The 21,922-nt window shown below is 74.1% G+C and carries 21 protein-coding genes; 3 read left to right on the top strand and 18 right to left on the bottom strand.

Annotation, left to right across the window (positions count from 1 at the left end):
* Positions 1-31: 31 nt before the first annotated feature.
* The 6 genes from FE634_RS04500 to ftsE all read right to left on the bottom strand — a co-directional run bounded on the left by FE634_RS04500 (position 32) and on the right by ftsE (position 8,248).
* Positions 32-595: a pentapeptide repeat-containing protein gene (locus FE634_RS04500; RefSeq protein WP_138875219.1), complete on the bottom strand. Its 564-nt coding sequence runs from the start codon at positions 593-595 to the stop codon at positions 32-34.
* Positions 592-3,207 (bottom strand): eCIS core domain-containing protein, encoded by a 2,616-nt coding sequence (locus FE634_RS04495; RefSeq protein WP_187366822.1) that lies wholly within the window; start codon positions 3,205-3,207, stop codon positions 592-594. The genes FE634_RS04500 and FE634_RS04495 overlap by 4 nt, the downstream gene beginning before the upstream one ends.
* A gap of 61 nt (positions 3,208-3,268) precedes the next feature.
* Positions 3,269-5,158, bottom strand: coding sequence for an ATP-binding protein (locus FE634_RS04490; protein ID WP_148240379.1), 1,890 nt, complete (start codon positions 5,156-5,158; stop codon positions 3,269-3,271).
* A 65-nt stretch (positions 5,159-5,223) separates the two neighbouring features.
* Positions 5,224-6,471 carry a M23 family metallopeptidase gene (locus FE634_RS04485; protein WP_138875216.1) on the bottom strand — a complete coding sequence of 416 codons (1,248 nt, stop codon included), beginning with the start codon at positions 6,469-6,471 and terminating at the stop codon, positions 5,224-5,226.
* Between the two features lie 86 nt (positions 6,472-6,557).
* Positions 6,558-7,478, bottom strand: coding sequence for a permease-like cell division protein FtsX (ftsX, locus tag FE634_RS04480; RefSeq protein ID WP_137292474.1), 921 nt, complete (start codon positions 7,476-7,478; stop codon positions 6,558-6,560).
* A gap of 80 nt (positions 7,479-7,558) precedes the next feature.
* Entirely contained in the window at positions 7,559-8,248 is a 690-nt protein-coding gene (gene ftsE, locus FE634_RS04475) for a cell division ATP-binding protein FtsE (RefSeq protein WP_137292473.1), read from the bottom strand.
* A gap of 60 nt (positions 8,249-8,308) precedes the next feature.
* Between ftsE and FE634_RS04470 the strand changes: the two genes are divergently transcribed.
* Positions 8,309-8,977, top strand: a complete 669-nt coding sequence (locus tag FE634_RS04470) for a hypothetical protein (protein WP_138875214.1) — start codon at positions 8,309-8,311, stop codon at positions 8,975-8,977.
* Here FE634_RS04470 and FE634_RS04465 read toward each other — a convergent pair.
* Together FE634_RS04465 and prfB are read right to left on the bottom strand one after the other, a co-directional pair.
* A complete protein-coding gene (locus FE634_RS04465) occupies positions 8,974-10,905 on the bottom strand; it encodes an alpha-amylase family protein (RefSeq protein ID WP_187366821.1) in 1,932 nt (643 codons plus the stop codon). The genes FE634_RS04470 and FE634_RS04465 overlap by 4 nt on opposite strands.
* Before the next feature lie 34 nt (positions 10,906-10,939).
* Positions 10,940-12,058, bottom strand: coding sequence for a peptide chain release factor 2 (gene prfB / locus FE634_RS04460; protein WP_137292471.1), 1,119 nt, complete (start codon positions 12,056-12,058; stop codon positions 10,940-10,942).
* Between the two features lie 174 nt (positions 12,059-12,232).
* On the opposite strand from prfB, the gene helR reads away from it, so the two are divergent.
* On the top strand, positions 12,233-14,422 hold the full coding sequence (gene helR / locus FE634_RS04455; RefSeq protein WP_138875213.1) for an RNA polymerase recycling motor ATPase HelR: 2,190 nt from the start codon (positions 12,233-12,235) through the stop codon (positions 14,420-14,422).
* A gap of 2 nt (positions 14,423-14,424) precedes the next feature.
* Here the strand turns inward: helR and FE634_RS04450 are convergent, their stop codons facing one another.
* The 7 genes from FE634_RS04450 to FE634_RS04420 form a co-directional block, all read right to left on the bottom strand.
* Entirely contained in the window at positions 14,425-14,862 is a 438-nt protein-coding gene (locus tag FE634_RS04450) for a pilus assembly protein TadG-related protein (RefSeq protein ID WP_262347574.1), read from the bottom strand.
* Positions 14,846-15,316, bottom strand: coding sequence for a hypothetical protein (locus FE634_RS04445; protein ID WP_138875212.1), 471 nt, complete (start codon positions 15,314-15,316; stop codon positions 14,846-14,848). Before FE634_RS04445 ends, FE634_RS04450 begins: the two co-directional genes overlap by 17 nt.
* Positions 15,313-15,645, bottom strand: a complete 333-nt coding sequence (locus FE634_RS04440) for a TadE/TadG family type IV pilus assembly protein (RefSeq protein WP_262347573.1) — start codon at positions 15,643-15,645, stop codon at positions 15,313-15,315. The genes FE634_RS04445 and FE634_RS04440 overlap by 4 nt, the downstream gene beginning before the upstream one ends.
* A gap of 80 nt (positions 15,646-15,725) precedes the next feature.
* A complete protein-coding gene (locus FE634_RS04435) occupies positions 15,726-15,953 on the bottom strand; it encodes a hypothetical protein (protein WP_222847669.1) in 228 nt (75 codons plus the stop codon).
* A 28-nt stretch (positions 15,954-15,981) separates the two neighbouring features.
* On the bottom strand, positions 15,982-16,914 hold the full coding sequence (locus FE634_RS04430) for a type II secretion system F family protein (RefSeq protein WP_138875210.1): 933 nt from the start codon (positions 16,912-16,914) through the stop codon (positions 15,982-15,984).
* Complete coding sequence (locus FE634_RS04425; protein ID WP_138875209.1) at positions 16,911-17,765, bottom strand: type II secretion system F family protein; 855 nt, start codon at positions 17,763-17,765, stop codon at positions 16,911-16,913. Before FE634_RS04425 ends, FE634_RS04430 begins: the two co-directional genes overlap by 4 nt.
* 2 nt (positions 17,766-17,767) lie before the next feature.
* Positions 17,768-19,021, bottom strand: a complete 1,254-nt coding sequence (locus FE634_RS04420) for a CpaF family protein (RefSeq protein ID WP_138875208.1) — start codon at positions 19,019-19,021, stop codon at positions 17,768-17,770.
* Between the two features lie 260 nt (positions 19,022-19,281).
* On the opposite strand from FE634_RS04420, the gene FE634_RS04415 reads away from it, so the two are divergent.
* Complete coding sequence (locus FE634_RS04415) at positions 19,282-19,488, top strand: hypothetical protein (RefSeq protein ID WP_138875207.1); 207 nt, start codon at positions 19,282-19,284, stop codon at positions 19,486-19,488.
* Positions 19,489-19,524: 36 nt separating this feature from the next.
* Here FE634_RS04415 and FE634_RS04410 read toward each other — a convergent pair whose 3' ends face one another.
* The 3 genes from FE634_RS04410 to FE634_RS04400 are packed head-to-tail and all read right to left on the bottom strand — an operon-like array spanning position 19,525 to position 21,654.
* The gene (locus tag FE634_RS04410; protein ID WP_138875206.1) at positions 19,525-20,034 is read right to left on the bottom strand and encodes an acyl-CoA thioesterase; all 510 of its coding nucleotides are present in this window, start codon (positions 20,032-20,034) and stop codon (positions 19,525-19,527) included.
* Entirely contained in the window at positions 20,031-20,618 is a 588-nt protein-coding gene (locus FE634_RS04405; RefSeq protein WP_138875205.1) for a 4'-phosphopantetheinyl transferase family protein, read from the bottom strand. The genes FE634_RS04410 and FE634_RS04405 overlap by 4 nt, the downstream gene beginning before the upstream one ends.
* A 4-nt stretch (positions 20,619-20,622) precedes the next feature.
* A complete protein-coding gene (locus FE634_RS04400; RefSeq protein WP_138875204.1) occupies positions 20,623-21,654 on the bottom strand; it encodes a lysozyme family protein in 1,032 nt (343 codons plus the stop codon).
* Positions 21,655-21,922 lie beyond the last annotated feature (268 nt).

Here is a 21,922-nt window from a genome sequence, read left to right as displayed (position 1 = left end):
CAGGCGGTGGCAAGGTCGTTTCGACCGGCGGCTACTGCCAGGGCTGCGGGGTGCTGCTGGTGGCGCCCTCGAAGTCACAGTCGGTGAGGGTGGCGCCGGTGAAGTCGGCGCCGTCGAGCACGGCCCGGCTGAACCGGCAGCCGGTGAGGACGGCGCCGCGGAACGTCGCCTCGACCAGCTCGGCCTGGTGCAGCACCACCCCGTCGAGGTGGGCGCCGTCGAAGCAGGCTCGGGGCGCGTCGAGGAGCTTCCACACCCCGCCGGTGATCCGGGCGTCGCGGAACGAGACGTCCGGCGCCGTCGCGCGCTCGAGGTCGCAGTGCGACAGGTCCCCACGGTCGAAGGTCGCGTCGTCGAGGCGGGTCTCCTCGAGCCCCGCGCCCCGGACGACGACGTCGCCCAGGTCGGCGCCGACGAGGCTCGCGCCGCGCAACGACGCGTCGTCGAGGCGGCACCGGCCGAGCCGCTGCCCGTCCAGCCGGGCGGCCCCGAGCAGGAGGTTGCGCAGGTCGAGACCGTCGAGCTCCTTGCCGGTGAAGTCGACCGCACCGACGCTGACGAGCGCCTCGAGCTGCTGCTGGGTCAGGGCCGTCACGACGAGAACGCCTCGGCGAGCTTCTTGACCCGGCCCTGGAGGGACTCGAGCACGGCCCGGTCGTCGCCGGGCGCGGCCGAGCCGCCCGAGCCGGGCTTCGTGGCGCCCCCGCCGGAAGACCCGGCCTTGCCGGCCGGCGCCTTCGGCGGGGCGCTGGTGACGTCGCCACGGACCTTCGCCCACAGCGCGAGTGCCTGGTTGCGGACCTCGGCGACCTGGGCCGCGCCGAACTCCTTGAAGAAGTCGTCCTTCGCGAGCTTCTTGGGGTCGGTCTTCGCCACGCCCGCCTTCTTGTCGACGTGCTGCTTCGCGAGCTTCTTCAACGCCTGGTACGCCGGGAGGGCGAGCGTCGCCGCCGTCTGCTTCGGGGTGACCATGGCGTCGGCACCCTGGGAGAGGTGCGGGATCGCGTCGAGCATCCGGTCGACGTACTTGCCCATCTTGAACGCCGCGTACCAGTAGTCGGGCTCGTGGTCACCGTGCTTGACGCCGAAGTGCTGGAAGTCCTTGAGCACGTCGCCGAGGTTGTCGTTGAACGTCTGGAACCACTGGGCGACCGGGATGTGGACGACGACGTCGTGCTCGAGCGTCGTGCCGGCCGCGTCGTCCTTCGCCTTCTCGGAGGGACCGTTCTCGAGCCGCTTGTTGCGGCCCTGCATCCCGACCACGGCGTGGACGGTCGCGCCGCCCGACCCGTAGACCTCGTTGGCGTAGAGCGAGGCCTGCGACACCAGCTTCGGGATCTCCGCGACGAGGGCCATCAGCCGCTCCCGGCCCGGGTCGTCGGCGGCGAGGTCCTTGCCCCGCAGCACGGCGATCTCCTCGCGCGCCGCCTTGAGCTTGAGGAGCTCGGCCTCGTAGATCTGGTTGGCGGCGCGCATCAGCAGCGCTCCCTCGGCGTGGTGCTGCTGGTCGCCCTGGCCCCACGCCGACGCCGCACCGGGCTCGACGACCTCGGCCAGGTCCTCCATGGTCGCCTCGAGGCGGTCCCGGAACGCCGAGGCCCTGGCCCAGGCCTCCTCGAAGCGTTCCCGCTGCTGCGTGCGCCGGTCCGGGTCCTCGATCGCCAGCAGGATCGTCGCGGTGTGGGTGGCCCACCCGGTGGGGTCGAGGAAGCGCGCCACGTGGGTCAGGGCCCACGTCTCCTGGTCGTCGTCCTGGGCCTTGCGCTCCTCGGCCGACAGCTTCCCCTCCTCGGCCGGGTTCTCGGTGCCGGGCACGACGTCCGTCGTGACCTTGGTCGACCCGGCCGACCGGGTCACCGTCTCGGTGTCCTTGGCCTTGAAGATGAAGTCCTTCGCGTAGACGTTCAGGTCGAAGACGGTGCCGGCGTCGTAGGAGACCCCGAGCTTCTCGCGGAAGTACTGGTTGTAGGCCACGACGCCCCACTCGGTGTAGGAGCCCGCCGTGGAGACGTCGACGTCGGAGGTGACGCTGTCGGCGCCGACCGAGCCGATGAAGAAGATCAGGTCGTCGGCGGGGAGGTTGGCGTCGACCTCGAGCTGCCGCACCCGGTCGGCGAACCGGGGCTTGTCGGCCTCCGACGCGGCGCCCTCGGCAGCCTTGGCGGCCTCGAGCGCGGTCCTGATCCTCTTCCGAACCCGCTCGGGAACCTCCTTCTTGATCTCGGTGTGCACGTTGCCGCGCAGCTCGGTCAACGCCTTCATCAGCCTCAGGCCGGCCTCGTGGGAGAAGGCCGGCTTCGCGCCGGGCCACTTGCCGAAGACCAGGCACTCCTTGGCCTTGAACCAGTTCGCCTCGAACGCGCCCTTGACCACGTCCATCAGCGGACCGGTCATCGACACGTCCTGGGCCAGCCTGCGCACCTCGGGGCCCGTCAGCCTGAGCAGGTCGGGCATGGCCGCGTAGGCCGCCGGGAGCTGGTCGGCGACCGTCGTGTCCAGGTCGGGTGCCGCCTCGACCTCGGCGGCTCCTCGCGTCGACTCCGTGGCCGCCGTCGGGGTGTCGATCGCGCTGACCCGGTCCTTCACGGCACCGGTCGGGATCACCTCCTTGGCCTCGGTGGCGGTGCGCCGGACCGGTGAGGCGGGCTGCAGCGTGTGGGCCAGCTCGTGGGCCAGCACCCGCTCGCCCTCGGTGGTGTCGGGGGCGTACTGCCGGGCGCCGAAGAAGATGTCCTTGCCGGTGGTGAAGGCGCGCGCGCTCACCTGACGGTTCAGGGTCGCCGCGGCCGCGTCGTCGTGGATGCGGACGGCGGACAGGTCGGTGTCGAAGGCGGTCTGCATGCGGCGCAGCACCGGCTCCTCGAGCCTGCGTCCGCGACCGCGTCGCTCGGCGATGGCCGCGCTGGTGTCCGTGCCGAGCGCGCCTCCCTCGAGGCCCACCTCCGGGGCGCCGCCGACCGGTGCCGCCGCGCGGCGCACGGCGTGCTCGCAGCCCGGTCCGTGCTGGTGCCGGTCGGGCTCGAGACCCCGCAGGCGCCCGAGCGCGCTGTCGGCGCGCCGGTCGGCGTCCTTCTCGGCGTGGTCCTCGGCGTGGCCGACGACCATGGTGCCGACGGCGACCGGAACCGGGCCGGCCGGCGCTGGCGCCTCGACGACGGGGGCGGGAGCCGTGGTCGGCTCGACCTTGCGGGCACTGTCGTGCGTCACGTCCACCGTGCCACCTCCTCGGGGGACCCGACGGCCCCTGGCCGATTGTCCACCTTCGCGCTCACGCAGTCCCCCGAACGGCCGGGCTGGTGCGCCCGGCCGGGGGACGGCGTCCGAGCTTGAGGTGCTCGCGACGCACGGCATCGTCGACGTGGCGCATGCCGAGCGAGGCGGACTCCGCCACCGCGGCGTACACGGCGGCCAGGACCATGTTGCGGATGTCGCCGCCGGCCATCTCGACGGTCGAGCACAGCCAGTCGACGTCGACGGGGTCGTCGGCGTCGAGGGCGAGGCCGGCGAGGTGGTGCTCCCAGAGCCGCCGGCGCGTCTCCACGTCGGGGTCGGGGAAGGCGACCATGAAGTGCAGCCGCCGCGCGAACGCCGGGTCGAGGTTGCCGCGCAGGTTGCTCGCCAGCACCGTGATGCCGTCGAACTGCTCCATCCGCTGCAGCAGGTAGGCGATCTCCTGGTTGGCGTAGCGGTCCTTGGCGTCGGTGACCGCCGACCGCGACCCGAACAGGGCGTCGGCCTCGTCGAAGAAGAGCACCGCGTTGGTGGCCTCGGCCTCGACGAAGACCTTCTCCAGGTTCTTCTCGGTCTCCCCGATGTACTTGTCGACGATGCTGGAGAGGTCGACCTGGTAGAGGTCCATCCCCAGGGAGTCGGCGATGACGTGCGCGGCGAGGGTCTTGCCGGTGCCGGGCGGACCCGAGAACAGCGCGCAGATGCCGATGCCCTTGCCGCCCTTGCCGTGCAGCGGCCCGAGCGCCACGACCTCGTCGCGGTAGCGGGCCCAGTCGAGCAGCCGGCGCACCTCACCGAGCGCGGCCCGCGGCAGGACGAGGTCGTCGAGGGTGGCCGCCGAGGCGGCGTTGGCGCGCACGGAGCGACCGCGGCTCAGGGTGCGGGCGGACTGCCGCACGCGCTGGGCCGAGACGCCGTCCTCGCCGTTGACGGCCGCGGTGGCGGCGGCGTGCCGCCCGACGGTGACGATCTGCTCGGGCGAGAGCGGCATGGTGGTGATCTCGCGGCTCGTGGACGCCTCGCCCAGCAGGGGGCGCCAGAGCTCCTGGCGCTGCGCGACCGAGAGCCGCGGGGCGAGCACGGTGACGGGCAGGTCGCCGGACCACTCGGGGTCCCACGGGTCCCTGCTGACCGCGCACACCGGGACGGCGGAGTGCCAGAGCCACTCGGGGCGCGCCCGCTCGGCCCCGAGGACGACGAGCACGCTGCCGCTCAGGCCCGCCTCGAGCACCAGCCCGGCGACGCCGTCCTCGACGGGGACCGACGGGTCCAGCCGGCCGAGGTCGGCGACCAGGCAGGACACGCCCAGCCGCTCGCAGGCCGCGGCCGCCATGGCGGCCCCGGCGCCCCCGCCCGGCGCGTGCACCCAGACCAGGGCGTGGTCGGAGCGCAGGGCGGCGACCACCTCGTCGGTGCCCTCGACGGCCACCGGGACCGGGTCGAGCAGCATCGACAGCGTCGTCTGCGAGGGGACGTCGTCGCCGGCGAGGTAGGCGGCCACCCGGTCCCCCAGCACCAGCCGGCGGCTGAGCAGGACGTCGGTCCCGACGATCCGCACCAGCCCGTACCGCGAGAGCGCGGTGCGGGGACCGAGGTGCCGGTGCGCCGCTCGGGCGCCCGGCGCGGCGCCGCCCAGCTCGAGGGCGAGCGCCACGGTCGGCCGGCCCGGCCGGTCGTCCCCCGAGAGCAGGCCGAGCAGCAGGTGGCCGGCGACGCTCTCCTCGGCGGCCGCGGCCGCCTCGAGCAGCGCGGTCTCGACCTCGGAGAGCCCGAACCGGGCGGCCAGGGCCCCCATCCGCGCGGTCGCCGCCGCGTCGGGTCCGTCCGACTCGAGCACCGCCAGGGCCGAGGCGGCGGCGGCCTCCTGGCCCCACCCGCTCCCGGCCCGCCGGTCGGTGGCCCCGGCACAGGCCTTGACGAAGCTCATGGACCCAGGCTGTCAGGTCCGGTGACCCCGCGAGGACGAACGCCGCAGCTCCGCCCCATCGGGCCTCAGAGGTAGGGCATCGGGTCCACGGCGGTGCCGTCGGCCATCACCGTGAAGTGCAGGTGGCAGCCGGTCGACCAGCCGGTGGTGCCCATCGTCCCGACGACCTCGCCGCGGCCGACCCGGTCGCCCTCGGACGCCTTGTACGACGTCATGTGGTTGTAGATGAGCACCAGGTTCTTGCCGTTGACGTTGCCGACCGAGAGGAACAGCCGGTTGCCGTAGACCGAGTCGTAGTAGGTGTCGATGACCCGGCCGGCGGCCGAGGCCACCAGCGGGGTGCCGCAGCCGCCCGAGGCGCCGAAGTCGGTGCCGTTGTGCAGGCTGTAGTAGCCGTAGATCGGGTGGGTGCGGTAGCCGAACGGCGACGTCACGTAGCCCCCGGAGACCGGGGAGGCGAGGAAGTTGCCGGCGTCGCCGGTGTAGCCGGTCCGGCCGGCCTGGCGGCGGGCGAGCGCCTCGAGCTGCTCCTGGATGCGGGCCTCGCGCTGCTTCAGCGCCTGGAGGGTGGCGCGGTCGCGGGACCGCGCGGCGAGGGCCTGCTGGCGGGCGGTGCGCGCCTCACCCAGGTAGCCCTGGACGGCGACCTTGGCGGCGTCGGTCTCCTCGACCAGCGTCCGCATCGCGGCGAGGTGGTCGGCGGCCTCCTCGCGCTTGGTCTCGACGGCCAGCTTGGTCCGCTCGACGGCGGCGGCCTCGTCGGCCAGCTGCGCCTCGACCTCCTCGAGCCGGTCGAAGGCGTAGGTCTGGGCGCCGGTGATCACCTGGTCGGCCAGCCGGCGGTCGTTGATGTCGCTCAGCGAGGTGCTGTCGAGCAGGCTGCTCAGCGCCTGGAGCCGCGGGTCGCCGTCGGTGTAGATGCCGATGACGTTGTCGCGGACGACGCCGCGCTGCTCCTCGACCTCGGCGACACCGGTGGCGTAGGCCGCGTCGGCGGCCACCAGCGCGGCCTCGGCCGCGTCGAGCTCGGACTGCAGCTCGGCGTCGCGCTCACGGGCCTCGGCCAGTCGCGCGCGCGCCGCGGCCAGGTCGGCGCGGGCGGCGGTGAGCCGCTCGCGGGCCGAGACGAGCGCCGCGTTGGCCCGCGAGGCCTGCCGGCTCGCCTCGTGGAGGTCGTCGGCCGCGTCGTCGATCTGGCCCTGGACGTCGCGCTTGCGGTTCTTGAGGTCGTCCTCGTCGGCGTGGGCCAGGGGGACGGCCAGGGGAAGGGTGAGAGCCGCGAGCGAGACGAGCGCGACTGCTGTCGCGGCCACTCGCTGTCGCGCGGCGCCGGGGAAGGAGCGCACAGGGACTGCCGTTCGTTCGGGGAAGTGAACGTCTCGACCGTAGGTGACGCGACTCAGAATCTGAGGTATTTGCGGGTCAGCAGGAGTGTCGGGAGCACGGTGAGCACCGGACCGGCGATCGCGAGCACGACCACGGTGAAGCCGTACTCCGGCCAGCCGACGAACGGGAACCCGTCGAACTTCGGGTCGATGCCCTTGATGATCCCCCAGCGCGTGAACGCCGCGAGCGCACCGGCGGACAGCGCCACGCCCATCACCGCGTTGAACAGCGCCTCGAGCACGAAGGGCAGCGAGATGAAGATCCGCGAGGCGCCGACCAGGCGCATGATCTCGATCTCCTTGCGGCGCGCGAGCGCGGCCAGCCGGATCGTGTTGGCCACCAGCATGACCGCGGCGAGCACCAGGATCGCCGCGGCGCCCCAGGCGGCCCACTTGATCGCGTCGATGGTCGCGAAGACCGGCCCGACGAGCTCGCGGGCGGTGGTGATGTCGCGGACGCCGTCGAGGTTCTGCAGGGCGCTGACGAGACCCTCGTACTCCTCGGGGTCCTCGAGGGTGACCCGGATCGTCTTCGGCACGTCGGCCTCGGTGAAGATCGGGTTGTCGCCCTCGAGCTGCTTCTCGTCGATGACGCCGAGGTCCTTGATCTTCTGCAGGCCCTCGGCCTTGGAGATCTCCTCGTAGCTGCGGGCCTCGGGGTTCTCGTCGATCGCGGCCTTGATCGCGGCCTCCTGCTCGGGCGTCACCTCGGCGACGCACTGCGGGAAGTCGGACTCGTTGGGCACGCAGAGGGTGACCGAGATCTGCAGCTCGTTGCCGATCGCCTCGGCGGTCAGGTCGGCCTGCTTGCTGAGCATGACGCCGATGCCGGCGAGGCTCAGCGACACGAAGAGCGTGAGGATGACGGCGGCGTGCATCGACAGGTTGCGTCGCAGGCCCTGGCGGAGGTTGGTGCTGACGTGGCGCAGCTGCATGAAGCCGGGTACTCCTGTGGTGTGCGGGGCGTCGAGGTGCGGCGCCCCGTGGGAAGTCGGGTGCTGGCTGGGTCAGCCGGTCAGTGCTCGAACCCGTAGCCGCCGTCGGCCTCGTCGCGGATCACGACGCCGTGGTCGAGCTCGACCACCCGCTTGCGCATCCGGTCGACGACGCCGTGGTCGTGGGTGGCCATGAGCACCGTGGTGCCGGTCTCGTTGATCTGGTCGAAGAGGGTGAGGATCCCGGCCGACGTCGTGGGGTCGAGGTTGCCGGTGGGCTCGTCGGCGACCAGGATCATCGGCTTGTTGACCATGGCCCGGGCGATGGCGACGCGCTGCTGCTCGCCGCCAGAGAGCTCGTCGGGCATCCGGTTGCCCTTGTCGGAGAGCCCGACCAGCTCGAGGGTCTCGGGGACGGTCTTGCGGATCTCGCGGCCCGGGCGGCCGATCACCTGCATGGCGAAGGCGACGTTCTCCGAGACGGTCTTGCCCTGGAGGAGACGGAAGTCCTGGAACACCGTGCCGATCTGGCGGCGCAGCCGCGGGACCTTCCACGCTGCGAGCCGGTTGATCTCCTTGCCGGCCACGTAGACCCGGCCCGAGGTCGGCCGCATCTCGCGCAGGACGAGCTTGAGCGCGGTCGACTTGCCCGACCCGGACGCGCCGACCAGGAAGACGAACTCGCCCTTGTCGACGTTGATGGACGCCTGGTTGAGGGCTGGTTTCCCGGGTCCCGGATAGGACACCGTGGTCTTCTCGAAGCGAATCACTGACCCGACGGTACGCGACCGGTCCAGGCACGCAGCGGACCTCCTCCGTATCGTGGCGGGGTGTCGTCCGCCGTCCGCGTCCTCCTCCTGGCCCTCCTGGCGACGGCCGTGGTGGTCGCCGTCGGCCTCACCGCGACCCTCGGCGGCGACGACGACACCCCGGCCCCGCCGGCGCCGAGCACCCCGACGACCGTGCCCCCGACGCCGCTCGCCGACTACGACACGCTGACCGTCGCGATCCCGCGGGCCGAGTTCTGCGGCGCCCTTCCCCCCGAGGCCGTCGAGCGCGCGCTCGGTGCGCCGGCGACCGACGAGGGCTCCTACGGCGACGGGCAGCCCGCCGTGGTCGTGCCCGGCGTCCGCGACGTCGCGCACGAGTTCGGGTGCAGCTGGACGAGCGGCGCGGTGACCGCGCGGGCCTGGGTCTTCGCCCCCGCCGTGACCGTCGCCGAGGGACGCCGCCTGGTCGCGGCGGCCCGCGGCGAGGACGGCTGCACCCCGGTCCGGGGGGCGGCCGCGTTTGGCCGGCCGAGCGTCGCGCTCACCTGCGAGCGGGGCCGACGCACCGTGACCACGTTCCGCGGGCTCTTCGGCGACGCCTGGCTGTCGTGCTCGCTCGAGGGGCGCACCCCCGCCCTGTCCGGCACCGAGGCGCTCGAGCGCGCCGGCGAGTGGTGCGTCGCGGTGGCGCAGGGCGCCGCGAGCGTCGTCCCCGACCCGGAGGACTAGCCCTCCACGACCCACCACGCGGCGTACGGCGGCACCCAGACCACGCCGTCGGCGCCGGCCGTGACGGCGTGGCCGCCGAGCGCGTCGAGCGGCCGGGCCAGCCCGACGTCGTGCAGCCGGGCGAGCGGGAACGGCCGGGGCGACGTCGTGACGTTGTAGAGCCCGACCAGGACGCCGCTCGGGTGCCGGCGCACCACGGCGAGCACGCCGGGGTCGGTGTCGGTGAGCACCTCGACCGGGGCGCCGGCGTGCAGTTGCGGGAGCGTGCGGCGGGTCCGCATCAGGTGCGCGATCCCGGAGTGCACCCGGGCCTCGTCGGTGGCGGGGTCGTGGCGGCGCGCGAGCGCCGCCCCGGTGACCCGCGGCCGGTGCGCCCAGCGGTTGTCGTCGCCGTGGCCCGGCTCGGCGGCCCAGTCGGGGTCGTTGGGCAGGCCGAGCTCGTCGCCGCTCCAGATCACCGGGACCCCGCCCCACCCGGCGATGATCGCGTGGCCGAGGTAGAGCCGGGCGAAGGCGCCGTCGGGGTCGCGGCGGTGCGCGCCGAGCCCGGCCAGTGACGCGGCGGTGCCGCTGATGCGGCGGTCACCGGTCTCGGGGTTGTGCTGGAAGACCAGCCCCTCGGCCCAGGAGCCGGGGTGGTCGCCGGCGTAGAAGTCGGCCAGGAAGTGCCGGTGGCCGGCACCGGTGAGGCCGACCGCGCCGGCGTCCGCGTCGTCGATCGCCCAGCCGATGTCGTCGTGGCAGCGCAGGTAGGTGATCCACGTGCCGCTCGGGGGCGTCGGCGGAAGCCCGGCGAGGGCCTCGCGAGCCAGCACCGTGTCGCCGGTCGCGAGCATCGACCAGACCTGCACCATGAGGCTGTTGTGGTAGGCCAGGTCGCTGACCCGGCCGGTGTGCTCCCCCACGCCGAGGTAGGGCATGAGGTCGCGCGGGCCCACGATCGCCTCGGCCTTGAACAGCAGGGCGGGTGCCGCCATCCGCGCGGTGGCGCGCAGCGCCTGGGTGAGCGCGTGCACCTCGGGCTGGTTCTGGCAGCTGGTGCCGAGCCGCTTCCACAGGAACGCGATGGCGTCGAGGCGGAGCACCTCGACGCCGAGGTTGGCCAGGTCGACGACGATGTCGGCGTACTCGACCAGCACCGCGGGGTTGGACCAGTCGAGGTCCCACTGGAAGGAGTTGAACGTCGTCCAGACCCACGCGTCGAGGTCGGGGTCGTGGGTGAAGCTGCCGGGCGCGAAGTCCGGGAAGACCTCGGGCAGGGTGCGCTCGAGGTCGTCGGGGCCGCCCGCGGCGGCGCGGTCGGGGAAGACGTGGAAGTAGTCCCGGTAGGTCGCGTCGCCGGCCCGGGCGGCCCGCGCCCACGCGTGCTCGCGGGCGACGTGGTTGAGCACCAGGTCGACGACGAGGCTGATCCCGTTCGCGCGCAGCACCGTGGCGAGGTCGCGCAGGTCGTCGACGGTGCCGAGGTCGGGCCGGACGGCGCGGTAGTCGGCCACCGCGTACCCGCCGTCGTTGTCGCCCTCGCGCGGCATCAGCAGCGGCATCAGGTGCAGGTAGGTGACGCCGAGGTCGCGCAGGTGGTCCAGCCGCTCGGTGAGCCCGCCCGGCCCCACCAGGGTGCCGCCCTCGGCGAACCGCTCGGTGTAGCAGGCGTAGCCCACGGCGTCCGGCTGCTGGATCCAGTCGGGCCGCAGCAGGCGCCGCTCGTCGAGGCGGTGCAGGTCGTCGGGCCGGTCGACGTAGCCCCGCGCGGCCACCTCGACCAGCCGGGTGGCGACCCGCTCGGCGTCGGCGTGGACGGCGGCGACCCCGGCCAGCAGGTCGGGCCACCACCGGTCCAGCCGCAGCAGGAAGGTCGTGCGGCGGCGGTCGTCGAGACCCGTCAGGAGCGCCTCGGCGGCGGACCGGACGGCGTCGGGTGTGCTCACGCGGCCACCGTAGTGGCGCGCCCCCGCGCCCGGGCTAGTTGGACTCGGCCTTCTCGGAGCCGCGGCGCCAGCGGATGCCGGCCTCGAGGAACCCGTCGAGGTCGCCGTCGAAGACGGTGGAGGGGTTGCCCTCCTCGTAGCCGGTGCGGAGGTCCTTGACGATCTGGTACGGGTTCAGCACGTAGTTGCGCATCTGGTCGCCCCAGCTGGCCTGCACGTCGCCGCGCATGGAGTCGAGGTGCGCCTTCTCCTCGGCCTTCTTGCGCGCGAGCAGCTTGGCCTTGAGCACGACCATCGCGCTGGCCTTGTTCTGCAGCTGGCTCTTCTCGTTCTGGCAGGAGACGACGGTGCCGGTCGGGAGGTGGGTGAGCCGGACGGCGGAGTCGGTGGTGTTGACGCTCTGGCCGCCGGGGCCGCCGGAGCGGTAGACGTCGACGCGGATCTCCTCGTCGGGGATGTCGATCTCGTCGGTCTGCTCGAGCACCGGCACGACCTCGACCGCGGCGAAGCTGGTCTGGCGCCGGCCCTGGTTGTCGAACGGGCTGATCCGCACCAGGCGGTGGGTCCCGGCCTCGACGCTGAGCGTGCCGTAGGTGTACGGCGCGTGGATGGCGAAGGTGGCGGACTTGAGCCCGGCCTCCTCGGCGTAGGAGGTCTCGAAGACCTCGACCTTGTAGTCGTGCTGCTCGGCCCAGCGCACGTACATCCGCATCAGCATCTCGGCGAAGTCGGCGGCGTCGACGCCACCAGCGCCGGAGCGGATCGAGACGAGGGCCTCGCGGGCGTCGTACTCGCCGTTGAGCAGGGTGCGGACCTCGAGCGACTCGACGGCCTTCCGGACCTTCTCCAGCTCGCGGTCGGCCTCGGCGATGGTGTCGGGGTCGCCCTCCTCCTGGCCCATCTCGTGCATCAGGCCGGCGTCCTCGATGCGGGTCTCGAGCTCGTGGAAGCGGTCGAGGGTGCCCTGCAGCGCGGAGAGCCGGCCGGTGATGCTGGTGGCGCGGTCGACGTCGTCCCACAGGTCGGGTGCCGCGACCTGCTCGCCGAGGTCGTCGATCTCGACGCGCATGCCGTCGAGGTCGAGGACCTGGCCGATCGTGTGCATCGTCGCTTGGAGCTGCTTGATCTCGGTGTCGAAGTCGGGGCCTGCCACAAGGAGCAAGGCTACTCGCCGGTGGGCACGTCGTCCCCGTCGGTGCTCGCCGGCCACCCGTTCACGAGGGTGGAAAAACGTGAAGGAAGGGAGACCGGCTCCCTTCCACTCCCAAGGTATAGCCGACCCCGGGGCTTGCGGCAAGACCCCCGACCACGCCCAGAATCACCGGCCGTGACCTCCTCCCCCACCCCCGCGGCACCGTCCGCGTTCGCCCTGCCCGACCGGCTCGCGGCCAAGGCCGACCCGTCCCTGGTCGCCGCCGACGAGGCGCACCTCGCCGCCGTCCGCGCCGCGTTGGAGGCGTCGGTCGCCGACCTCACCGAACGGATCGCCGCCGCCCGCAGGCAGGCCGGCGGCATCGGCCAGGCCGCCCTGGACCGCGACCTGGAGGTGCACCGGCTCACCGCCCGGCTCCGCACGCTGCAGCGCTTCGGGCTCGACCTGTGCCTGGGCCACATGGTTCTCGACGACGGCGAGCACGTCCACGTCGGTCGTCTCGGCCTCACCGACCGCGCCGGCGACCGGCTGCTGCTCGACTGGCGCTCCCCGGCGGCCGAGCCGTTCTTCGGCGCGACGCACGCACGACCCATGGGGCTGACCAGCCGGCGCCGCTACCGCTGGACCGCCGGCCGGGTCAGCGACTACTGGGACGAGGTCTTCACCGACGCCGGGCTGGCCGGCCACGCCGCCGCGCTCGACGACCAGTCGGCGTTCGTCGCCAGCCTCGGCGCCAGCCGCTCGGCCCGGATGCGCGACGTCCTCGGCACCATCCAGGCCGACCAGGACGCGATCATCCGGGCCGGCTCGCGGGGCGCGCTGGTCGTCGACGGCGGCCCGGGCACCGGCAAGACCGTCGTGGCGCTGCACCGCACCGCCTACCTCCTCCACGCCGACCCCCGGCTCGGGCACCGGCGCGGCGGCGTCCTCTTCGTGGGACCGCACCAGCCCTACCTGTCCTACGTCGACGACGTGCTGCCGAGCCTGGGCGAGGAGGGGGTGCGGACCTGCACCCTGCTCGACCTCGTCACCGAGGGTGCGACCGCGACGGTCGAGACCGACCCGGAGGTCGCCCGGCTCAAGGCCACCGCCGCGATGGTCGGGGCGATCGAGCCGGCGGTCGCGCTGCACGAGGAGCCGCCGTCGGAGGGGCTCGCCGTCGACACCCCGTGGGCCGACCTGTGGGTCAGCACGGCCGACTGGGCCGAGGCGTTCGCCGCACCGGAGCCCGGCACCCCGCACAACGAGGCCCGCGACCAGGTCTGGGAGGCGCTGGTCGAGATCCTCACCGACAGGGTCGACGACGCCGACGTGCCGCCCGAGCAGCTGGCCCGCGCGCTGCGGGCCGACGCCGACCTGGTGGAGACCCTCACCCGGGCCTGGCCCCTGCTCGAGGCGGCCGACGTCGTCGGCGACCTGTGGTCGGTGCCGGCCTACCTGCGGCGGTGCGCACCGTGGCTCGCGCCCGACGAGGTCCGAGCCCTGCAGCGCGCCGACCCGCAGGCCTTCACCACGGCCGACCTGCCGCTGCTGGACGCCGCCCGCCAGCGTCTCGGCGACCCCACGGCCTCGCGCCGGCGGCGGCGTCAGGAGGCCTCCGCCGCGGCGCAGCGCGTGCAGATCGGCGAGGCCGTCGACCGGATCCTCGAGGCCGGCGACGACGTCGACGCGCTGTCGATGCTGCACCAGGTGGACCTGCACGAGCGGCTGGTCGACGTGGACGCCGTCCCCTCCGCCGACCCGGACGTGCTCGGGGGCCCGTTCGTGCACGTCGTCGTCGACGAGGCGCAGGAGCTGACCGACGCGGAGTGGCGGATGCTGCTGCGCCGCTGCCCCTCGCGCAGCCTGACGATCGTCGGTGACCGCGCGCAGGCCCGGCACGGGTTCGCCGGGACGTGGGAGGAGCGGCTGGCCCGGGTCGGTCTCGACCACGTCACCGTGGCGTCGCTGAGCATCAACTACCGCACGCCGGAGGAGGTGATGGCCGAGGCGGAGCCGGTGATCCGGGCGGTGCTGCCCGACGCCAACGTGCCGACGTCGGTGCGCAGTGGCGGCGCCCCCGTCGAGCACCGTCCGCGTGCCGACCTCGACGACGTCCTCGACGGGTGGCTGGCCGCGCACGCCGAGGGCACGGCCTGCGTGATCACCGCCTCCGGCACCGTCGAGGGCGTCCTGGACAGCGTTGTCGTGGCGGCGTCCTCGCGGGTGCGGGTGCTGACCCCGGCGCTGGCGAAGGGCCTCGAGTTCGACCTCGTGGTGCTCCTCGACCCGGACTCCTTCGGCGAGGGCATCGCGGGCGCGGTCGACCGGTACGTCGCGATGACCCGCGCGACCCAGCGACTCGTCGTCCTCACGAGCGGGTGAGGTCACTCGGGGTCGGCGATCGCCGCCCCGGTGACGGTGACGCTGGCGTGCCCGTCGGTGCCGGGGAAGGTGAGCGGCAGCTCGACGCGGGCGGTCAGGCTGACCTCGACCCGGTTGCCGGCGACGCGGACGTCGTAGCGCAGGCCGGGGTGCTCGCCGTACGCGCCGACGTCGGCGAGGTAGTCGCCGACGGCGGCGCGGGCCCGGCCCGGGGTGAGGGCGAGCGGGTCGTCGCCGAGGCCGCCGGTGTAGACCTCGCGGCCCTCGGCGCCCAGGTCGGCGGCGCGCAGGGCCGCACCCTCGGCGAGGGTGGCCAGCGACTGGCGCCGGAGGAACGCCTGGCTGGCGTCGACGACCACCGCGACCAGCATCAGCAGCACCACGGCGAAGCCGACGACCAGCGGGCTGACCGAGCCGCGCTGGCTACTCCTGCGCCGCACCGGTGATCTCCTGGTACTGCCCGATCGGCACGGTGTGGGTGGCGTCGAGGGCGAACCGCGGGCGGCCGCTGCCGAGGACGTCGGGCAGGAGCGGCAGCGTCACGGCGGTCTCGACGCGAACCGTGATGACCGACGTCCCGCTGTGGCACTGGTCGGGGAACGGGGTGCACGAGACGTGCACGGTGACCGGAATCCCGTCGAGGCCCTGGTCGTCGAGCGCCTGGCGGGCGGCCTGCCGCGCGGCGACCTCGCCCTGGGCGTCGGTCGGGGCGAGCGCGAACGCCCGTCCGGCCGAGCGGGCCGCCGTGGTCGCGGCGAACGCGCCGCCCTGCACCTGGAAGAGCGTGATCACCACCCACACCATCGGCACCAGCAGCAGGACGCCGAGCCAGACCAGCTCGACGATCGCGCTGCCGCGCTCGTCGCGGGGCCCCCGGGAGAAGAGCGGCCTCACGGCGGCTCCTCCACCGCGTGCCCCCGGACCTCGACCTGCACGGCCGGGCCGCCGATCCCGAGCGCCGGCACGCTCGCCCGGACGACGACCTCGACCATCGCCACGCCGCCCACCGTCACCCGGCGCACGGTGACGTCGTCGGCGAACCGGCCCGAGATCGCGCCGTCGACCTGGTCACGGGTGCGCGCCTCCCCCGCGCCGGGACCGCGGTCCTGGGTGGCGGCATACCGGGCGCCCTCGGCGGCCGCCGAGGCCAGGGTGTTGCGCACGTGCAGCACGAGCGCGAGCTGGATGATCCCGAGCAGGAGCGGGACCAGCACGATGAGCACCAGCACGAAGTCGACGACCGCGGCACCCCGCTCGCCCCGCCGACGCCGTGCGCACCGACCACGCCGGCCAGGGGCGGCCACTACTTCACCTTGTTGAGCGCGGCCTGCAGCATCTGCTCCAGCTGCGGCTTCGCGATGCCCCAGATGCCCATCACGATGGCCGCGCTCATCACCGTGACGAGCACCCAGCCCGGGACGTCGCCGCGGTCGTCCCGACGCCGTCGTCCCGAGCGAGGCACCAGGCGCGGCACGAGGTGGACCAGGAGCGCGACCTGGAGGCGGAGCAGGTGGTCGAGGAGCTTTCCCATGGTGGTTCCTTTCCGAGATACCAGGGACTCAGGAGATCGTGAGGGACAGTCCGATCAGGCCGGGCCAGAACGCGAAGACGACGGTCACCGGCAGCACGAGGAACACCACCGGCACCATCATCAGCACCTCGCGCCGGGCGGCGACCTCGATCAGCTCGCGGCGGCCGGCCTCGCGGACGTCGCCGGCCTGGGCGTGCAGGACGTCGGCGAGCGGCGTCCCGCGCTCGATGGCGATGGCGATGCCCTGGGCGAACCGGGACACCAGGGGCAGCCCGGTCGCCGCGGCCATCGCGTCGAAGGCCGTTCCGACCGGCTCGCCGGTGCGGACCGCGGCCAGCACCCGGCCGAGGTCGTGGGAGAGCTCGCCGCCGCTGCGGCGGACGACGCGGTCGAGGGCCGCGACCGGCCCCTCACCGGCCGCGACCGCGAGGGCGAGCAGCTCGGCCAGGGTGGGGAACTCGGCGAGGATCCGGCGCTCGCGGGCCTTGACCTGGCTCGTGAGCCAGCTGTCACGGGCCAGCACCCCGGCGGCGAAGGCCACCGCGCACAGCACCAGCGGGCCGAGCGACGGGGTCGGACCGGCCAGGGCCCGCAGGACGGAGTAGGCCGCGACGACGGCGAAGCCGACCAGGCCCCAGAGGACCTGCTCGACGCGGAGCTCGTGCACGGTCTTGTCGATGCCGGCCCGGCGCAGCCGGCGCTCGACCGACGCCGCGCCGCCGAGGACCCGCTCGACGCCGTCGGCGGCCGCCCGCAGCGGTGGCCCGAAGACCCCGACCGCGGCCGAGGTCGGTGGTCGCACGGCACGCGCCAGGCCCCCGGTCTGCGGAAGGTCGCGGACGTAGGGCAGGACCCGGACCGCGAGCTGCGGTCGACGGATCACCAGCACCCGGCGCGCGACGAGGAGCAACCCGAGGGCGGACGTGCCGCCGAGCACCGCGCCCCAGGTCGCCGCGGTCACGACAGGATCCGTCGTTCCGCGGGCAACCGCCCGATCCGCATCATCACGCGGTAGGCGAGCAGGCAGGTGCCGGCACCGATGCCCAGGATGACGGCGCCCGCCGGTGAGCGGTACCGCTCGATCACCTCGGACTGGGTCGACATGAACAGCAGCACCGCCCACGGTGCGGCGACGGCCAGGCGGGCCCCGTTGACCGCCCAGGCCTGGCGGGACTCGAGCTCGGACCGGGTGCGCTGGTCGTCGCGCAGGTAGCCCGACAGGTTGCGCAGCAGCCGGCCGAGCTCGCCGCCACCGACCTCGCGGGCGATGCGCAGACCCTCCACGACGCGGTCCCCGACGGGGTCGGCGAGCCGGTCCTTGAGCCGGTCGAGGCAGTCGCCGAACCGACCGCTGACCTGGTAGTCGAGCGCGAAGGCGTCGAAGGCCGGCCGCAGCGGCTCCGGGCCGCGGACCGCGAGCCCGGCGAGCGCGTCGGGCAGGGAGAGCCCGGCCCGGACCGCGGAGGCGAGGTTGTCGATGGCCTCCGGCCAGACCTCGGCGAACTCGCGCTGCCGCCGCCGGGCCCGGCCGGCGACCACGGCGACCGGCAGGTAGGCCCCGATCACGCCGAACGCGACGGCGACCGGCGGCGTCGACGACACGGCCTGGATCACGACGGTGACCACGGCGCCGCAGCCCAGGCACAGGGCGACGAAACCGGTCGGCGACACCTCGCCCATCCCCGCGGCGGCGAGGAGCCGGGCGGTGCGACCGGGCTCCCGGACGGTCCTCCCCGGGCGGCGCGGCAGGGCGAAGGCCGACCAGACGAGCAGCAGCCCGACACCGACCCCGAGACCCACCACGGCGCCCATGTTCAGCGCCCGTCGTTCAGGAGCCGGTGAACGTCGATCCCGACGCGTTCGTAGAGCTCGAGCCGCGACGGCATGCCGTGGGTGCGGCGCAGCTCCTGCCCGTGCCGCACGAAGAGGGGCTCGGCCTCGATGACGTCGTTCTCCACCCGGCCGGGCACGGCGACGATCTCGTTGACCCGGCGCACGCCGCGGTGGTCGATGCCGAGGTGGACGACGAGGTCGACCGACGAGGCCACGGTCGGCACGACGAAGCGGGCCGAGATGTTCTCCCCGGCCAGCAGGGGCAGCGTGCACATCTTCACCAGCGCCTCCCGCGCGCTGTTGGCGTGCAGGGTGCACATGCCCGGCAGGCCGGCGTTCAGCGCGAGCAGCAGGTCGAGGCACTCCTCGGCCCGCACCTCGCCGACGATGATCCGGCTCGGCCGCATCCGCAGCGCCTCCTTGACCAGGTGGCGCAACCGGATCTCGCCGGTCCCCTCCAGGCCGGACTGCCGGGTCTGCAGCGGCACCCAGTCGGGGTGTGGGAAGCGCAGCTCGAAGACCTCCTCGGCCGAGACCACCCGCTCGCCGCCGGGCACGGCGGCGGCCAGGCAGTTCAGGAGCGTGGTCTTGCCGGCCTGGGTGCCGCCGGCGACCAGGATGTTCAGGCCGGCCCGCACGCTCGCCTCCAGGAACGCCGCCGCCCGCTGGCTCAGGCTCCCCAGCTCGACCAGGTCGTCGAGCTGGCCCGCCCGCAGCACGAACTTGCGGATGTTGACCGCGCTGAACCCCCGGCTGATCCCCTCCAGGACCACGTGCAGCCGGTGCCCCTGCGGCAGCATCGCGTCCACGAACGGCGTCGAGACGTCGAGGCGCCGCCCGCTGCTCTTCAACATCCGCTCCACCAGCTCGGTCACCTGCGCCTGCGTCAGCACCAGGTTGGTCAGCTCGTGCCGACCGTTGCGCGCCACGAAGACCCGCGACGGGTCGTTGATCCACACCTCCTCGACCGTTGGGTCGTCGAGGAACACCTGCAACGCACCGAACCCCGAGACCCGCGCCACCAGCTCACCGACCAGCGCCCCGACGTCGCCGACCGGCGCGACCCGTCCGGTCAGGCTCCGCTCGTCGTGCGCGCGCACCACCGACTCCGCGATCCGACGCACCACCGCCGAGTCCTGCTGCGGATCGACGCCCTCGCGCCGCACCAGCTCGCGCACGTGCAGGTCGAGCTGCTCGACGACCGACCGGAGGTCGTCAGGGGTCTGCACCGACATCAGGCATCCCCCTCCCGAGTGAGAAAGCCTGCGATCGAACGAATGTAAGCCTCGAAACCCTCCGCGAACAGAGGCAATGTCAGGCCTGTGGACAGGACCCCGCGCAGTGCGCACCACGAGACCTCCCCAGCACCACCCACCCCACCCGCTGCCCTCAACCAGCGCCACGAGGACGCCGACGCAGCACCGCCCCGGTGTTCGTCGAGTCACAACGGAGCCGTTCTTGGAACGATCCAAGAGCCGTCGTTGCTGAGATGGACATGACCACCACCACCGAGATCGTCCTCGCCGAGGAGCTCCAGTCCCTGCACACCTCCTACGTCCGTGCCATCAACTCCGCCATCGACTCGGGTGACGACCAGTCAGCCCGGGACCTGGGCGTCGCCCACGACCGCGAGAAGGCGGCCCTGGTCGCCGCGCACCGGGGCAGGGCGAGCTCGCGCCCCCGGTGGTTCCGCCGCCGCTGATCCTCCGGTCGGGAGGACCCGACTCGTCCGGCTGCGTCAGGGGCGGGCGGGTCGCAGTCCCAGGACGCCGCTCAGCCCGGCGTCCCAGCCGAGGGCCCGGTCGGCGGCCAGGCGGGCGTCGAGGACGGCGGCCTCCTCGGCGGTGTGGTCGACCGGACGACGGGTGTCGAGGTCGACCATCAGCGTGACGACCTCCAGGGTGCTGGCGACTGCGTCGGTCGAGTCGTTGACCAGGTAGGAGACCAGGTGCAGCGCCTTGCTGGTGCGCGCGACCAGCCGGTGCCGCACCGAGAGCCGCTCGCCCAGGCGTGCCTCCGCCAGGTAGCGCACGTGGTGCTCGAGGTCGAAGAAGTTGTGCCGCCCCTCCTCGATCCGCTCCGGGGTGAACCCGAGGTCGGCGAAGAACGCCCAGCCGGCCTCGTCGTGCAGCGCCACGTGGTGCCGCACGTTGAGGTGCCCGTTGGCGTCGACGAGGTCGGCGGTGACCTCGGTCGTGTACGACGCGGGCAGGGCACGGAGGTCGGTCACGGACGGCGCGCGGCTCATGGCCGTGATCGTCGCACCGTCACGGCCGCCGTGTCGTGCGCCGCCACCGCGGCGACGTGGCCCGCGCCGAGGTCGAGGTCGGTGACCCGGACCCCCGGGCCGTCGAGCCGGACGCCGGTCATCGGCTCGGTCAGGCCGACCCCGCGCAGCTTCAGCACCGCCTCCTTGCGGGCCCAGGTGAGCAGCAGGTTGTCGCTGCGCTCCCCCGGGGCGTGCACCTGGTCGGCGAGGTTCGCCAGGACCCGGCCCGGGCGCCGCTCCTCCACGTCGACGCCGACCGCCCCGCGCTCGCGCCAGGCCAGCACCACGCGGTCACCGGAGTGCGCGATCGAGGCCTCGAGCCCGTCGACGGCCGGCTTGCCGTGCGGGCCGCCGCACCGCGCGCACCGCACCCGGACGACGACCGCGCGCGGCTCGCCGCCGACGACCGCGGCCGCCGCCGTCCGCAGCAGCGCGCGCCCGGTCACGAAGCGGGCCCGGTCCTCGGGCCGGACCAGCCGCTGCACCCGGGCCACCTCGTCGGCGTCCAGCAGGTCGCGCAGCGCCGGGCCGTCGACCGGCTCGCACCACTCGACCGTGATCACCGGGCTATCGTCGCGGACCCGGCCGCCGGTCGCCCCACGACCCCACGGGCTCCTCGGTCGGCTCCTCGGTCGGCTCCTCCGTGGGCTCCCCGGTCGGCTCCTCCGTCGGCTCCTCCGGCTCCTCCTCGACGACGGGCTCGTGCGCCACGACGACGGGCAGCTCGGCCGACGGCGACGCGTCCTGCTCCCGGACGTCGGCGGCGTAGGCCCGGGCCACACGGAGCACCTGGTGCACGTAGCCGCGGGAGGGCCGGTGCGCGGTCAGCGCCGCCTGCAGCTCCGCGTGCTCGTCGAGGTCGAGCGCGGTCCCGCACAGCCGGACGGCGAGCGCGAGCGCGGCGTCGTCGACGTCCTGGACGTCGCGGCGACCGTCGTCGTCGGCGTCGACGCCGTAGACCGCCCACTCGGCGGGCAGGAGGCCGACCGGTCCGGACGTCCGGTCCCAGCGGCGCAGGCCGTCGACCCGACCGCGGTCGGTGTCGCGGAGCCGGTCGCGGCCGTCCTCGCCGTCGAGCGGGACGCCGTGCACGGCCGGCGTCGCGCGGCCCACCTCGTCGAGGTCTCCCCCGCCGCGGCGGCCGTGGTCGGACTCCACCCGCGCGACCGCGGCGAGCGTCGTCCACCTGACCTGGCAGCCGACCCGGGGGTCGGCCACCACCGTGGCGGCCCGCTGGTAGGCCGCGACCGCCGCTGAGGGCACCTCGGCGACGTCCTGGTCGCCGACGCGGCCCGGGGTCGCGACGACCGGGGTCGGCACGTCCCGCTCGTCCAGCACGGCGGGCGGGTCGAGGGCCCCGACGACGGGGGCGGGCTCGGGTGGGGGCGGGGCGACCCGCGCCGGCAGGGACACCGGCTCGACGTCGACCCGGACGGCGGACTCACCCGGTCCGGCGGTGGCCGAGGCCACCAGCCCGGTCGCGATGCCCGCGGCGGTGAGCAGGCTGCACGTGCCGAGGAACAGGATCCGGCGCACCGGCACGACCGGCAGGTCGCGCAGGGCGTACCGCCGTCGGGTCGGCGCTCGGTGGCTCGTCATCGCTCGGTCCTGGCTCGTGGGTCGCGGGTGCGCGTCGTGGGTCGGGGGGAGCGGCGGGTGCCGCTACCTCCCTTGTCGACCGGCGCCGGACCCCGCTGAAGGGGGCGGCCGGATCGTCACCGAACGGTGGACCCGCTGTGGATCGGACGACGCCGCCTGACCAGGCGCCGGCGCGGGCACTGACTAGCCGCGTACCCCCCGGACGGCACCCGGTCAAGGCCCGCTCGGGGCATACGCACGGCTCCGTGTCGCGCCTACCGTCGAGGGT

Source organism: Nocardioides sp. S-1144 (genome assembly GCF_005954645.2).
Lineage (GTDB): Bacteria > Actinomycetota > Actinomycetes > Propionibacteriales > Nocardioidaceae > Nocardioides > Nocardioides dongxiaopingii.
The sequence above is the reverse complement of the archived record's forward strand: the minus strand, read 5'-3'. Positions and strand labels throughout refer to the sequence as shown.